Genomic DNA, 14,464 nt, shown 5'->3' on the forward strand with positions numbered 1-14,464 from the left:
AAATAAGGAGTGCTCTACATGAGAAAAGTGGAGGTGATACCATACCAATTGCAATGGGTAGCATTATTTGAACAAGAAGCGGAGCGATACGGAAATTTGAAAGAAAAACTAGCTTCTCAATTTCCTTACGACATCGATTCGTATATCAAAGGAAAAGAGCCACTCGTCTTGGAATGAGAGCGAAAAGCCATGGCATGGCGCCGATCACGGAACTGAACGAATCAAACAGCCGCTACATGCGCCGCCCTTCCGATCAGCACACCAAACTTACCGTCGCCAGCGGAACATTGCGCGTCGTGCTGGGGGAGCGTCACTATGATTTGCTTGAAGGAGACGCTCTCTATTACGATGCCGCCTGCGAACATTAATTTATCAACACGGGCAAAGAAGAGTGCCGCTATTATCTGATGATTCACTCGCCCGCTTCGAAAACATGACTCGGAATCATGTCCGCCCAAAGCGTTGCTTTTTTGGTTTGTGCCGTCACATGGCAAGAAATCACAGCATCGACGGCGAATAAAAGAGATGACATTTCTTTGACGGAGGTGTATGAATGAACATCGGCCAAGAATATTTGCGAGTAGTGCGCGCACGCTTTCTCGACATGAAAAAGACCGCCGAACGGGCTATGGATCAATGTTCGGAGGAACAACTGTTCCATTGCTTTAACGAAGAAACAAACAGCATTGCCATCATTGTCAAACATATGAGCGGAAATATGGTGTCGCGCTGGACGGACTTTTTTTCGTCGGACGGGGAAAAACCAGACCGAAACCGCGATGATGAGTTTATCAACGACTTCCATACGCGCGAAGAAGTCATGGCTTGCTGGGAAAAAGGGTGGTCTGCTTTCTTTCAGACGCTGAACGAACTGCAAGAAACAGATTTGTTGCGGACGGTCACGATCCGCAGCGAACCCCATTCCGTCATCGAAGCAATTGAACGGCAAATGTACCACTATTCGTATCATATCGGGCAAATCGTCTATATCGCCAAACAACTGAACGCAAACAAATGGAAAACACTAACCATACCACGAAATCGAAAAACAACATAGGCAGCTCCCTATTCAAATGATCATGCAAACGCCATCCGCCCCTCGGAACCGTCAACCGATCAAGGTGGATGGCTTTTTTTGTGGCTTGGCGTTTCTGTACAATCATATGGATCGGGATCGCCGTCATCGTGTGGAAAGCTTCACAATGCCGGCCAACAAACAAACCATCCCCACTCCCCACGCCAGCCCCGCCTTGCCGAGAAGAAGGGAGATTTCTTCGGATGCCTGTGTATGGGTAAGATCAAAGGAAATGGCTCTTAACGCAAAGTAGGCGGCAATAGAGAGCAGCAGAAAATGAGCAAAAATCCAATGGAATGCCAAACGACGCGTACGATTCTTCCGCCAAAGGGAAACGACCGTCATGGTGGCGATCAACATCACGACGGAAAAAACGCCAATGAGTAAATCCATCACTTCCTCTTCCATCGGCAAATGTTTATGCATGTTTACAGCCCCTTTCATCAAGGTAAGGTGATATTTCTTCTATACTTCTCTTTCCATTCCTCCTCTTCCTTCTTTAATATTGGCTCTTCACCACAAAATGCACTTGACAAAGAAAGATGTTCATAATAAAGAAAATCAAAATAACAATTTTCCTTTTTATACCATTTGCCTCATTTGAGCAATATTACTTTCTTTTTTCACATATAAAGCAACCGCCATGTTTCATATCCTAACGTACAATATTGTTCTGCAACAAAGAAGCAAGTCATCAAGACTTTGTGAAAACTTTCTCATCAAAATATGACAATTTTTTGAACAAACTTGCCGAACATTCGGAGAAAATGGACGAAATCTTGGCACATTTCCCCTATAAAATCTCTTTAGGCGCTGGCGAAACACATTTTATTTCTTCTCAACCGCTTATTCGCCAATCCTAAAGAAGACGGCGGCCGTATTGCTTTTCAAACTCAGACATTTGCTTGCTTGAAAAGTTCTTTCACTTTATCACCGGTTCCTTTTCCCTGTTACTATTGCTTGGCACGATTTTTGCGTTTCATAGCAGGCGAAACAAAAAATTTTATAAAGGAGATGGTGAGAATGAAAGCCGCCGTTGTTCACAAATTCAAACAAAAACTTCAAATTGAAGAAGTGGAGAAACCAAAACTAGGGTATGGCGAAGTACTTGTGAAAATTGAAGCTTGTGGCGTCTGCCATACCGATTTGCATGCGGCCCATGGAGATTGGCCGGTCAAACCGAAACTTCCGCTTATTCCTGGTCATGAAGGAGTAGGAATCGTTGTTGAGGTCGGCGAGGGAGTGAAATCAATCAAAATTGGCGACCGTGTTGGCATTCCATGGTTATACTCGGCATGCGGTGAATGTGAATATTGTTTAAGCGGTCAAGAAACACTTTGTCCACATCAATTAAATGGTGGATACTCTGTCGATGGCAGTTATGCAGAATATTGCAAAGCCCCGGCCGATTATGTCGCACGAATTCCTAAAAATCTCGATCCTGTACAAGTTGCTCCTATTCTTTGTGCTGGAGTCACAACGTATAAAGCATTAAAAGTTTCAAATGCCAAGCCTGGTGAATGGGTCGCTATTTATGGAATCGGGGGATTGGGCCATATTGCTCTTCAATATGCCAAAGCAATGGGATTAAATGTCGTTGCTGTTGATATCAGTGATGAAAAGGCAGAGCTTGCAGCAAAGTTAGGAGCTGATATTACAATCAATGGCCTGCGTGAAGACCCCGTAGCAACAATTCGTGAAAAAGTAGGCGGAGTGCATGCAGCTATTAGCGTTGCTGTAACGAAAAAAGCTTTCGAACAAGCCTATCAATCCGTTCGACGCGGTGGTTGCCTTGTCATCGTTGGACTGCCTCACGATGAACTACCGATCCCTATTTTTGACACTGTATTAAATGGCGTTACAATAAAAGGTTCGATCGTCGGTACACGAAAAGATATGCAAGAAGCTTTAGATTTCGCCGCACGCGGAAAAGTTCGCCCCATTGTGGAAGCGGTACCATTAGAAAAAATTAACGAAGTATTTGAACGGATGGAAAAAGGCCAAATCAATGGCCGCATTGTTTTAACAATGTAACACAAAGCGGCAGAAGAACAATCCTAAATTTTCTAGGGGAACGGGGAAAAATGGCGATTTTTTCAGCATTGCCTGTTTTTAGTTTAGGCACAGATCGATATCATAAAGTTTATCATTTTGAGAAATCGACCGGTTCAACCACCAGTGCCTAGTAAATCACCTGCTTTCTAGTATTACGAAAAGTGCTATCCGATTATGTCAAACTCTTAGGGGAAGATTCCCCTTCCCCTAAGAGCATATCTGAATGGAAAATAGCTTAATTTAAACATCTTTCTGAAACCTTATTACACAAGGAGGATGCAAATGATTTACAGCAAACCAGGCGAAAGAGACGCAAAAGTTCAATTCAAAGCAAGATACGATAACTATATTAACGGAGAATGGGTGCCGCCTATTTCAGGCCAATATTTCAAAAATATCACGCCCATAACAGGAGAAGTGTTTTGTGAAGCAGCACGCTCGCAGGCTGAGGATATTGAATTGGCATTAGATGCCGCGCACGCGGCAAAAGAAGCTTGGGGAAAAACATCCCCGGCTGACAGAGCGTTGATTTTAAATAAAATCGCTGATCGAATGGAAGAAAACTTGGAAATGTTAGCGGTTGCCGAAACATGGGATAACGGCAAACCGATCCGTGAAACGTTAAACGCCGACCTGCCCCTAGCCATCGATCATTTTCGTTATTTCGCTGGAGCCATACGCGCCCAAGAAGGAACAATCAGCCAAATTGATGACGATACGATCGCGTACCATTTTTATGAACCACTCGGCGTTGTCGGGCAAATTATCCCATGGAATTTTCCATTATTGATGGCAGCATGGAAAATTGCTCCTGCGCTTGCTGCCGGAAACTGCATTGTGCTAAAACCAGCTGAACAAACTCCGGCATCGATTATGGTGCTTATGGAGCTGATTGGCGATCTGTTGCCTCCTGGAGTGCTCAACGTTGTCAATGGGTTCGGATTAGAAGCTGGCAAACCATTAGCTTCTAGTTCACGTATCGCCAAAATCGCGTTTACCGGTGAAACAACGACAGGGCGGCTGATTATGCAATACGCTTCACAAAATATTATTCCTGTTACACTGGAATTGGGCGGCAAATCCCCAAACATCTTCTTTCCTGATGTAATGGAAAAAGACGATGACTTTTTAGATAAAGCGATTGAAGGATTTGTCATGTTCGCTTTAAACCAAGGCGAGGTTTGTACGTGCCCTTCTCGTGCTCTCATCCATGAGTCCATTTATGACGAATTTATGGAGCGCGCTCTTGAACGCGTGAAAAAGATTCGAACAGGAAATCCGCTTGATACAAGCACAATGATGGGAGCGCAAGCTTCAGCAGAACAAATGGAAAAAATTCTTGCATACATTGATATTGGAAAACAAGAGGGCGCCGAATGCCTAATCGGCGGCGAAAAAAACATAATTCCTGGATTCGAAAACGGGTATTATATCAAGCCAACCGTATTTAAAGGACATAATAAAATGCGCATTTTCCAAGAAGAAATTTTCGGTCCAGTAGTCTCAGTAACAACGTTTAAAGATGAACAGGAGGCTTTGGAGATCGCTAATGATACGTTGTACGGCCTTGGTGCCGGGGTATGGACGAGAAACATCAACTTGGCTTACCGTTTCGGAAGAGGCATTCAGGCAGGAAGAGTTTGGACAAATTGCTATCATGCTTATCCGGCCCATGCTGCTTTTGGAGGATATAAACAATCTGGGATCGGCCGTGAAACCCATCATATGATGTTAGCGCACTATCAACAAACGAAAAATTTACTCGTTAGCTACAATCCAAAACCATTAGGATTTTTCTGATCAATCAAGCAACAAAAAGCTGATCCGAAAGCCATTTACGCTTTTGGATCAGCTCCTTTTTCTTTTAATAAATATCTTAATGTTCGTACGGTGATATTTAACCGTTCTGCTGCTTCTTTACGATTTCCTAACGTTTCTTTTAACATTTTCAGTACAAAAGATCGGCCGATTTTCGTTTCTAGTTCTTTCACTGAAGATAATACATGTTCAAGATCTAACCGATCACTGTTTCTCCATAGTGCTAGCACACCATTCATCCATTCTTGCAAATAGGCTTCTAAGTCTTCTACTCCATCTTTTGGACTTCGCACGCTATTCGATACTTGCCCTAAATGCAACAGAATCTTAAGCTTCTCCGGCAAATAGTCAAGGGTGATCACCTCTGTTTCTCCTTCCGCTAAAGTTACCGCCCTTTTAACAACATTAAACAATTCTCTCACATTCCCCGGCCAATGATACTGTTTCATCTGGGAAATACAGTCCTCTGAAAACGATAGAGGTGTATTAAGTTTTTTTAAAAAATAATCAATCAAAATTGGAAGATCTTCGAGCCGCTCTCGAAGCGGAGGAATGGTAAGTTTCACAACATCTAATCTGTATAATAAATCCTCTCTAAACGTCTTCTCCTCGACTGCTTTTGCCAGATTGACATGCGAAGCAGCAATAATGCGTGTATTCGTTTTGCGGATCGTTTCACCCCCGACGCGAATATACTCCCCTGTTTCCAGCACTCTTAACAGTTTTACTTGCGTTGCAAGAGACGCTTCTCCAATTTCATCTAAAAATAACGTGCCACGGTTAGCAATTTCAAAAATCCCCTTTTTTTCTTTTACCGCTCCTGTGAACGCCCCTTTTTCATGTCCGAACAATTCGCTTTCTAACAGTGTTTCCGAAACAGCGCCACAATTCACCCCAATAAAAGGCTGATCATAGCGCATGCTCGCGTTGTGGATAAAATGAGCGAGCACTTCTTTTCCAGTCCCAGTCTCTCCTTCAATCAACACATTCACATTTTTTTTCGCAATTTTATAAGCTAATTTAAGCAAATCATTCATCTCTTTATTTGTTCCAACGATGAAACCGAGCGTCTCAGCCAACTTATACATATCATCTTGGGATGAAAGAGGACCATCACTTAATAATTCATCGATTAATCGCTCTAACTGTTCAATATCGTCAAACGGTTTTTCAATATAGTCGTTTGCTCCATGTTTAATCGCTTCAACTGCTGTCTTTATTGTGCTATAGCCTGTCATTACAACCGCTTTACAAGAAGGATATGAGCGTTTTAACTGTTTTAATAAATTTAAACCGTTTGCATCTGGAAGTTTCACATCGATGAAAGCAAGATCAAACTTGTATTGTTGAATCAACTGAAAAAAATCTTTCCCGCTAAATCCAAGCTTGACCTTGTTCCCTTTCCCTTCTAATAAATGTTGAAAAAACGTTCCAACTTCCCTTTCGTCATCAATAACTAAAATATTCCCCACTCATCTCCCCCCTTATTTCTTTTTTGGAAGTTTTAATATAAACTCACTTCCTTTACCAAGTTCGCTGACCACCTGAATCGTTCCACCGTGCGCCTCAGCAATCCCTAAACTAACAGACAGCCCAAGCCCGGTTCCCTTACCTGGCCTCTTCGTTGTAAAAAATGGATTAAAAATTTCCTGCAAATGTTGTTCTTCTATTCCTTTTCCGTTGTCACGGACCGATAGAACAACCCAATGTTCTCCGGCTTCAACGATCGACTTTGTTTCTATAACAATGATTTTCTCTGGAATATCCATCTCTTCAAGTGCATCTTTAGCGTTTATTAATAAATTTAAAATAACCTGGCTTATCTGTTGAAGGTTTCCTTCAATCAATTCAATGGAAGCGTCTAATCTTTTTTGAATACTAATATTTTGTTTGCAAATTTGATCACCAATTAACCCTAATACTTGTTCAACGGCATCATTTATAGAACAATCTTCAAACCTATATTCATCTTGTCTTGAAAATGTCAATAAATTTTGAATAATGGTTTTGCAGCGTTTCCCGCATGAATAAATATCAAATAGCAGTTTATATATACGATCATCTTTTGAAAAAGACCTCAACAACAGCTGGGCATTGCCAAGAATGGCGGTGAGAGGGTTATTCAATTCGTGCGCAATTCCAGCAGCCATTTCCCCAATTGCAACTAACTTTCCTGATTGAACAAGTTGGGCTTCAATCTGCAATTTTTCAGTAATGTCATTGAGATACATAATCACAGCGTACATATTTTGTTTTTCATTCAAGACGGGATAAGAACGCAATTCACATATCCTCTGCTGGATATGAATACGCCGATGAACGGATTTTTTTGTTTCTAAAATTTCCACGATCGGGCTTTCCTTTGGATTAATTGATAACAATTTACATATATCTTTTTTATACAAGTCAACTTGAAAAAACTCGTTAGCTGCATCATTATACCGTAAAATATTCCCTTCTAGGTCGACGAGGAATATCATTTCTGAAACAGCTCGGAATGTCTCTTCCCATTCTTTTTTACTGGTAAGTACCTCATTATAAAGACGGACATTTTCAATACAAACCGCCAGTTGGTCGCAAAATTGCTGAAAAAAGGACAGATCATCTTCATCATACACCACTTTTTCCTTGCTTCCTATACTCAGTACCCCGATCACCTTTCCTTTGCTAATAAGTGGGATCAATAATACACTGCGAACTCCTAAGGCGTTATATACAGCTGCTTCAACATACAAATCTTCGTCTTCTTCTATTTGATAAAAAATTTTTTCGAGCGATTGTACGACTTTCCAATAGAGCGACCTCTCTTTTGGCAAAACAAAACCAATAGGAAAATACAAAGAGTGAGCGGGATATACATTTGTTAACACTAATTTATGATTTTCACATAACGATAAGCTGATTCGTTCCACTGGAAAAATTGTTTTCAATTTGTCCATACTATTTTTTATCATTTCATCCATTGATATATCAATATTGAAGCTTTTTGTAATATCATTAATAATCTCCAACTGCATATTTTTCTTTTTTAACTCTGTGACCATCTTTTTTAATTCTGTGTAATAACTTTTTTTCGAAGATTGAACTCCTGTTAAAAGGCTAATGAGTTGTTGCCGGTCATTCATTTTGTTTACCACGCCTTTCTGAATATTCCCTCAATTTCTTCTACAGTGATATCACGAGGGTTGGTGATCATACATGCGTCATGAAAGGCGACCAAACTCATTTTCCGTATTTCTTCTTGTTTCACTCCTATATCAGATAATCGCTGCGGCACCCCAATATCCTCTGCCAATTGTTTTACATACTCAATCGCCTTTCTTCCCGCTTCCATATAGGACATGCCGCGAGTATCAATTCCGAGAAAATAAGCAATATCAGCAAATTTTTTCGGATTCGCCAACAGATTGAACTCCATCACATGCGGAAGCAATATAGAGTTTATATCCCCATGAAGAAGAGGATACCTTCCCCCAACAGCATGGGACATTGCATGAACAGCGCCTAAAATCGCGTTGGAAAAAGCCAATCCTGCCTGTAAACTCCCCATTGCCATATTTGTTTTTGCCTCTTGGTTGATTTTAGAGGCGACAGAAGGGCGTAAATATTTTCCTACTAAAGAAATAGCGTTTTGAGCTTGAACGTCTGTAAGCGGTGTAGCTGCTAAGCTTACATACGCCTCAATGCCATGCGTTAAAACATCTAATCCTGTTGAGGCTGTCAAATGAGCGCTTTTTGTCGATAATGTTTCTGGATCAATGATTGCAATATCAGGAATAAGAGATCGGGAAATGATCGTCATCTTTTTTTTCTCTTTTGTATCAACAATAACAGAAAATTGAGACACTTCTGATCCCGATCCTGCTGTTGTTGGAACCATCACTTGAGGAGGAAGGGGAAATTGAATTTTATCCACTCCCTCATATTCATGAATTTGTCCACCGTTTGTAGCAAGAATGGCGACAGCCTTTGCGGCATCAATAGAACTGCCTCCACCGATTCCAATGATAGCATCGCATTCATTTTCAAGATATGCTTCACAGCCTTTTGTCACTTCTTCATCCTTTGGATTTATTGTTACATCACAAAATATCGTGTATTTTAATCCTACCTGCCTGCAACTCTTAATGACAACATCGAGCCAACCGGCTTCCGCAACACCTGGATCGCTGACAATCAACACATTTGTCGCACCAAGCCTTAGACAACTTTCCCCTACTTGATGAATGGAACCGTTGCCAAAAATCACTTCGGGCATCACGAACTTATGAATGTTCATCCTCGTGCCCCCTTATTGGCCATCTTCTTTTTATTGCTCAACAACCTTATGTTTTAAGCACTCATTCGACATCTGGATGAAAAATCCTCCTGATTTTCTGCACGAGAAGGAGAAATGAGAGATCAAGACGAAAATCCCTCTATGCTATACAAATAATGACACACTTGGCAAACATGGTGAGCACTTCCTGCAAACAAAAATCCTGACACTGTCCGACCTTATAGGACGCAGCGCCCCCGGATATGTTCGTTCTTCTCAATGTCGTTCCAATACAATCTCGTCTACATTCACCGCCACATCATTTTAGTACATCGCAACGGCTTTCTCACTTTTACCGTCACCGCACCACCTGTAGCACACCATTATTCATATCATATCAGACAAATCGTCTATATTACCAAACATCTGAACGCCGATCGCTGGAAAACACTGACCATCCCGAAAAAAAAAGAAACCGCTCAGCCCTTCCGCCAAAAAGCGAGCGCCAGTCCTCATGGATGAAGACGGCGCTCGCTTCGTCGGTAAAGGGGACATCGCTTGTTCACTTTTGCTGCATCTTGAACTCTAAAAACAGCTCGTTGTAGTAGGCGAGCATTCGCTTTCCTAAGTTTTCGTACACTTCCAAATGCCCTGCCGAATCCAAATCAGGGTAAAAGCGCCGATCACCGGCGATGTCTTTTGGCAAATAGGCAAGCGCCTTTTTGTTCGGCGTCGAATAGCCGACATACTCGGCGTTTTGCGCCGCGTGTTTCGGGTCGAGCATAAAATTGATAAACGCATGCGCCCCTTCGATGTTTTTCGCTGTTTTCGGAATGACCATGTTGTCAAACCATAAGTTGGAGCCTTCTTTCGGCACGACATAGTCGAGCTTGTCATTTTCCGCGATGATTTCCGCCGCATCGCCCGACCAGACGACACCAACGGCCGCTTCCTCATTGGCGAGAAGCATCTTGATTTCATCGCCGACAATCGCCTTCACATTGGGCATGAGCCGATCGAGCTTTCGCTTTGCTTCTTGCAGATGGGCTTTGTTCGTCTCATTGAGCGAATAGCCGAGGCTGTTTAACGCCATGCCCATTACTTCGCGCGCTCCGTCGACAAGCAAAATTTGATTGCGCAAGTCCGGGTCCCATAAGTCGTTCCAGCTGGTGATTGTCTTGCCGCCAAGCATTTTCTTGTTGTAGACGATGCCGACCGTCCCCCAAAAATACGGCACCGAATACCGGTTGTGCGGATCAAACGACAAGTTGAGAAACCGCGGTTCAATATATTTTAGATTCGGCAGCTTGTCGTGATCGAGCGGCAGGAGCAGTTTTTCCTCGATCATTTTGCTGATGGCGTAGTCCGACGGAACGGCGACATCAAACGTCGTCCCGCCTTGGGCGATTTTCGCCATCATCGCTTCATTGGAATCAAACGTCTGGTAAATGACTTTCCAACCCGTTTCTTTCTCAAATTGACGAATGAGCGCGGGGTCAATATAATCGCCCCAGTTGTAAACGGTCACTGTTTTGCCACTGCCGTACCCTTCCGCTTCGTTCAACCGCTCGGTGATAAACATGAGAGCGAACGCCGCGATGAACACGGCCGCAAACCCTTCAACAAGCCGTTTCACCTACTTTCGCCCCCCTATTCCGTACACTCGGCCGCCTTTTTGACTGAGCACATAATAGCCGACGACAAGCAGCATCGTAAAGAAAAATAACAGCGTCGACAGGGCGTTAATGGACAGCGAAATGCCTTGGCGCGCCCGCGAATAAATTTCCACCGACAGCGTTGAAAAGCCGTTGCCGGTGACGAAAAACGTCACGGCAAAATCATCGAGCGAATACGTGAGCGCCATGAAAAAGCCCGCCCATATGCTCGGCGCCAAAAACGGCAGCACCACGCCCGACAGCACTTGCCAAGGCCCCGCCCCTAAATCGCGCGCCGCATCGATCAACGTCGGGCTCATTTCCTCCAGTTTAGGGAGCACCATCAATACAACAATCGGCACGCTAAAAGCGATATGGGACAACAGCACAGATGTAAACCCTAGTTGAATGCCAGCGATCGTAAACAACAGCAAAAACGAAGCGCCGATGATGACGTCCGGGCTGACGATCAGCACGTTGTTGAGGGCGAGAAGGGCGTTTTTCGCCCGCTGCCGCTTGACATAGTAAATCGCCAATGCCCCCATGACTCCTAAAATCGTGGCGATCGCCGCGGACAATAAGGCGATGACAATCGTATTCAGCACGATCATCAACAATCGATCGTCCGACAATACATCCCGATACCATTTCAAGGTGAACGATTGAAAATCGTGCATCGCCCCGCCGCTGTTGAACGAATAATACATCAAATAGACAATCGGCGTATACATCACGGCAAACACGACCAAAAGATACACGCGCCCCCACCAATGTGTCCGTTTCATCGGCTTCCCTCTTTCCTTCCAGTTCCTGTCAAGACGACAATGACGGCCATCGCCGCCATTAAGACAACGGCGATCGTCGCCCCCATCCCCCAATCTTGTGTGACAAGGAAGTGCTGCTCGATGGCGGTGCCGAGCGTAATGACGCGGTTGCCCGCGACAAGACGCGTAATCATAAACAACGACAGCGCTGGGATGAATACCGCTTGGCAGCCGGCCTTCACCCCGCCAAGCGTGAGCGGGAAGACGACGCGGCGAAACGTCGTCCACGCCGAAGCGCCTAAATCTCGGGCTGCATCAATGAGCGACGGCGGCAATTCTTCCAGAGCATTAAAAATCGGCAGCACCATAAACGGAATAAAAATGTACACCGATACAAACACAAAGCTGAAATCGGTAAACAACAGCTGCCGTGCGCCGATGCCAAGCGTCTGCAACAGGGCGTTGGCCAAACCGTACGTGCCGAACAGCCCTAAAAACGCATACACCTTCAGCAGCAAATTCACCCACATCGGCAAGATGAGCAGCAACAGCCATAACTGCTTGTGCTTCGTTTTTGTCAGCCAATAGGCAGTCGGATAGCCAATCAACAGCGACACAAGGGTAATCAAAAACGCGTACCAAAACGAATACGCCATCATTTTTACATAAATGGGCGTCATCACTTTTTCATAATTGGCCAATGTCCAATGTCCATCTATATCCAAAAACGATTCGTATAATAAAAAGACGATTGGAGCGATGACAAACAATACCAACCAAATGCCATAAGGAACTAAATACCAGTTCCGCCACGTCCGCTCCATCATTCGCTCCCGTCCTCCCTTTCGGCCCGCATGACGTGAATCGCTTCCGGTTCAAAACGAAGGCCGACCGTTTCCCCGACTTCCGCCTTTTTCGTCGAATGGACAAGCCATTCATTCCCGTTTTCATCGTAGCCGCAAATTTCATAATGGACGCCGCGGAATAAGAGCGAATCGACACGAATAACGATCTGGCCGGCTTCCGGCGCTGCGAGTTCCAAATCTTCCGGGCGGATGACGACGTCGACCGGTTCATTCGGGGCAAAGCCGCGGTCGACGCAAACGAAGCGCTGGCCGGCAAACTCGACAAGAAAATCTTCGATCATGCGCCCTGGTAGAATGTTCGATTCCCCGATAAAATCGGCGACAAACCGGTTCACTGGCTCATCGTAAATTTCTTTTGGGGTTCCAAACTGCTGAATTTTCCCTTTATTTAGAACAAAAATGTAATCAGACATCGCCAGCGCTTCTTCTTGATCATGCGTGACGAAAATAAACGTGATCCCCAACCGGCGCTGCAGTTCACGAAGTTCGTACTGCATTTCCGTCCGCAGCTTCAAATCCAACGCCGACAGCGGCTCATCCAGAAGCAGCACTTCCGGCTCATTCACAATCGCCCGGGCAATCGCGACGCGCTGCCGCTGGCCGCCGGACATCTCTTGAATGCGGCGGCGCTCATATCCTTCCAAGTTGACAAACTGGAGCGCTTCGCTCACTTTGCGGTGAATGTCTGCTTCTTTCATTTTTTTCACGCGCAAGCCAAAGGCGACGTTTTCAAATACGTCAAGATGCGGAAACAAGGCGTAATCTTGAAAAACAGTATTGACTTGCCGCTTGTTCGGCGGGACGTTCTGAATCGGCTTCCCATGGAAATAAATCGTTCCTTGCGTTGGCTCGATAAACCCCGCAATCAGCCGCAAAATCGTCGTCTTCCCGCACCCCGACGGCCCAAGCAGCGTATAAAACTTTCCGCGCTCAATCGCAAAGCTGACATCATCCAATACAGTCATGCCGTCATATTCCTTCGTCACTCGCTCGAAGCGGATGATTTCTTCTCCGTTCACTTCCAGCCCCCCGTCTTCTTCATTTCTATCATTCCTAATTAGAACATAGGGGCAGCGAAAGTGCAACGACAAAACGATCGTTGAACCATCTTCCCGCCCATGCCAATGCTAAAAAATAAAAAAACGGCTGACCATTCGGATTGGATCAGGAAGCCGCAACATTTTCTTCGCTCAAGTCAATAGATCGAAAACACCCTTTTCTCCCGAGCTGGACTAACAGTTGAGGATAGTAAAAACCAGTTTTTTCTATTATAATGGAGTTACGATATATTGGTTAGGAGGAATAAACTTGAAAAGCATCAAACCCGGCCGCGGCCCGTCGATGCAAGGATTGATTGGAAGCATCGCCGCTGTGTTGTTCGGCATCTTTTGGATGGTGATGGCATTCTCCATCACCGCTGATTCGCCGTTTCCCGCCGCCCGCTTTTTTCCGTTTTTCGGCCTTGTCGTCATCGCCATCGGCGTGTTTCAAGGGATTTATCATTACAAAAACGCGACGGGAAAACAGCGCATGTCCTTGTTGGACATTGTCGACAGCGAGGAAGAGCCCGACCCGCTGAACGTCCGATTCGGAAGCCATAAACAGCCAAACAAGCATTGTCCTCATTGCGGCGGGCATGTGCGGCACGATTTCCAATTTTGCCCCCGATGTGGGAAAGCGCTTCTCCCTTGATTCGGGAAATTCTTTTTTTTGAAATTTCCTTGCTTCACCGTATTGAATAATTTCGAAAAATACATTAAATTATATAGTAATCATCAAAACGTCACCGCACAAATTTCATACCGGCATTCTTATCAAGAGAGGGGGAGGGACTGGCCCGGTGAACCCTCAGCAACCTGGCCCGCGGCCAAGGTGCTAAATCCAGACAGGCGGAAGCCTGGAAGATAAGAAGAAGCGAATGAAAAGTCTTCTTCTTAGAAGGCTTTTTTCTTTTACTACGGAGAAACGGGGGA

At 44.5% G+C, this 14,464-nt stretch carries 14 protein-coding genes, 1 pseudogene and 1 riboswitch; of the genes and pseudogenes, 7 read left to right on the top strand and 8 right to left on the bottom strand.

The window, feature by feature from the left end; all coding sequences use genetic code 11:
• The first annotated feature begins 18 nt into the window (after positions 1–18).
• The 3 genes from BJQ97_RS13405 (at position 19) to BJQ97_RS13415 (ending at position 1,057) form a co-directional block, all read left to right on the top strand.
• On the top strand, positions 19–177 hold the full coding sequence (locus BJQ97_RS13405) for a GrpB family protein (protein WP_160156964.1): 159 nt from the start codon (positions 19–21) through the stop codon (positions 175–177).
• Complete coding sequence (locus BJQ97_RS13410; protein WP_160156965.1) at positions 174–368, top strand: cupin domain-containing protein; 195 nt, start codon at positions 174–176, stop codon at positions 366–368. Before BJQ97_RS13405 ends, BJQ97_RS13410 begins: the two co-directional genes overlap by 4 nt.
• 185 nt (positions 369–553) lie before the next feature.
• The gene (locus tag BJQ97_RS13415; protein WP_160156966.1) at positions 554–1,057 is read left to right on the top strand and encodes a DUF1572 domain-containing protein; all 504 of its coding nucleotides are present in this window, start codon (positions 554–556) and stop codon (positions 1,055–1,057) included.
• A gap of 123 nt (positions 1,058–1,180) precedes the next feature.
• Here BJQ97_RS13415 and BJQ97_RS13420 read toward each other — a convergent pair whose 3' ends face one another.
• A complete protein-coding gene (locus BJQ97_RS13420) occupies positions 1,181–1,501 on the bottom strand; it encodes a hypothetical protein (RefSeq protein WP_160156967.1) in 321 nt (106 codons plus the stop codon).
• Positions 1,502–2,098: 597 nt separating this feature from the next.
• Here BJQ97_RS13420 and adhP point away from each other — a divergent pair.
• Entirely contained in the window at positions 2,099–3,109 is a 1,011-nt protein-coding gene (gene adhP, locus BJQ97_RS13425) for an alcohol dehydrogenase AdhP (RefSeq protein WP_013146145.1), read from the top strand.
• Between the two features lie 303 nt (positions 3,110–3,412).
• Positions 3,413–4,930 (top strand): aldehyde dehydrogenase, encoded by a 1,518-nt coding sequence (gene adh / locus BJQ97_RS13430; RefSeq protein WP_160156968.1) that lies wholly within the window; start codon positions 3,413–3,415, stop codon positions 4,928–4,930.
• Between the two features lie 35 nt (positions 4,931–4,965).
• Here the strand turns inward: adh and BJQ97_RS13435 are convergent, their stop codons facing one another.
• Genes BJQ97_RS13435 through BJQ97_RS13445 form a run of 3 tightly spaced genes read right to left on the bottom strand, consistent with a single transcriptional unit; the run spans position 4,966 to position 9,227 of the window.
• Entirely contained in the window at positions 4,966–6,420 is a 1,455-nt protein-coding gene (locus tag BJQ97_RS13435; RefSeq protein WP_160156969.1) for a sigma-54-dependent transcriptional regulator, read from the bottom strand.
• A gap of 12 nt (positions 6,421–6,432) precedes the next feature.
• Positions 6,433–8,073, bottom strand: coding sequence for a GAF domain-containing sensor histidine kinase (locus BJQ97_RS13440; protein ID WP_160156970.1), 1,641 nt, complete (start codon positions 8,071–8,073; stop codon positions 6,433–6,435).
• Between the two features lie 5 nt (positions 8,074–8,078).
• A complete protein-coding gene (locus BJQ97_RS13445; protein ID WP_160156971.1) occupies positions 8,079–9,227 on the bottom strand; it encodes an iron-containing alcohol dehydrogenase in 1,149 nt (382 codons plus the stop codon).
• A 357-nt stretch (positions 9,228–9,584) separates the two neighbouring features.
• On the opposite strand from BJQ97_RS13445, the pseudogene BJQ97_RS18085 reads away from it, so the two are divergent.
• Positions 9,585–9,728: pseudogene (locus BJQ97_RS18085) on the top strand (DUF1572 family protein); the annotation flags it as partial.
• A 40-nt stretch (positions 9,729–9,768) separates the two neighbouring features.
• Here the strand turns inward: BJQ97_RS18085 and BJQ97_RS13455 are convergent.
• The 4 genes from BJQ97_RS13455 to BJQ97_RS13470 are packed head-to-tail and all read right to left on the bottom strand — an operon-like array spanning position 9,769 to position 13,510.
• On the bottom strand, positions 9,769–10,842 hold the full coding sequence (locus BJQ97_RS13455) for an ABC transporter substrate-binding protein (RefSeq protein ID WP_160156973.1): 1,074 nt from the start codon (positions 10,840–10,842) through the stop codon (positions 9,769–9,771).
• The gene (locus tag BJQ97_RS13460) at positions 10,843–11,646 is read right to left on the bottom strand and encodes an ABC transporter permease (RefSeq protein ID WP_160156974.1); all 804 of its coding nucleotides are present in this window, start codon (positions 11,644–11,646) and stop codon (positions 10,843–10,845) included.
• Positions 11,643–12,452 (bottom strand): ABC transporter permease, encoded by an 810-nt coding sequence (locus BJQ97_RS13465; protein WP_201451698.1) that lies wholly within the window; start codon positions 12,450–12,452, stop codon positions 11,643–11,645. The genes BJQ97_RS13460 and BJQ97_RS13465 overlap by 4 nt, the downstream gene beginning before the upstream one ends.
• Entirely contained in the window at positions 12,449–13,510 is a 1,062-nt protein-coding gene (locus BJQ97_RS13470; RefSeq protein WP_160156975.1) for an ABC transporter ATP-binding protein, read from the bottom strand. Before BJQ97_RS13470 ends, BJQ97_RS13465 begins: the two co-directional genes overlap by 4 nt.
• Before the next feature lie 289 nt (positions 13,511–13,799).
• On the opposite strand from BJQ97_RS13470, the gene BJQ97_RS13475 reads away from it, so the two are divergent.
• Positions 13,800–14,183 (top strand): zinc ribbon domain-containing protein, encoded by a 384-nt coding sequence (locus BJQ97_RS13475; RefSeq protein WP_160156976.1) that lies wholly within the window; start codon positions 13,800–13,802, stop codon positions 14,181–14,183.
• Positions 14,184–14,299: 116 nt separating this feature from the next.
• Positions 14,300–14,402, top strand: a riboswitch (SAM riboswitch).
• Positions 14,403–14,464: the final 62 nt, after the last annotated feature.

The organism is Geobacillus sp. TFV-3, assembly GCF_009901865.1.
In the GTDB taxonomy this organism is placed as follows: Bacteria; Bacillota; Bacilli; order Bacillales; family Anoxybacillaceae; genus Geobacillus; species Geobacillus thermoleovorans_A.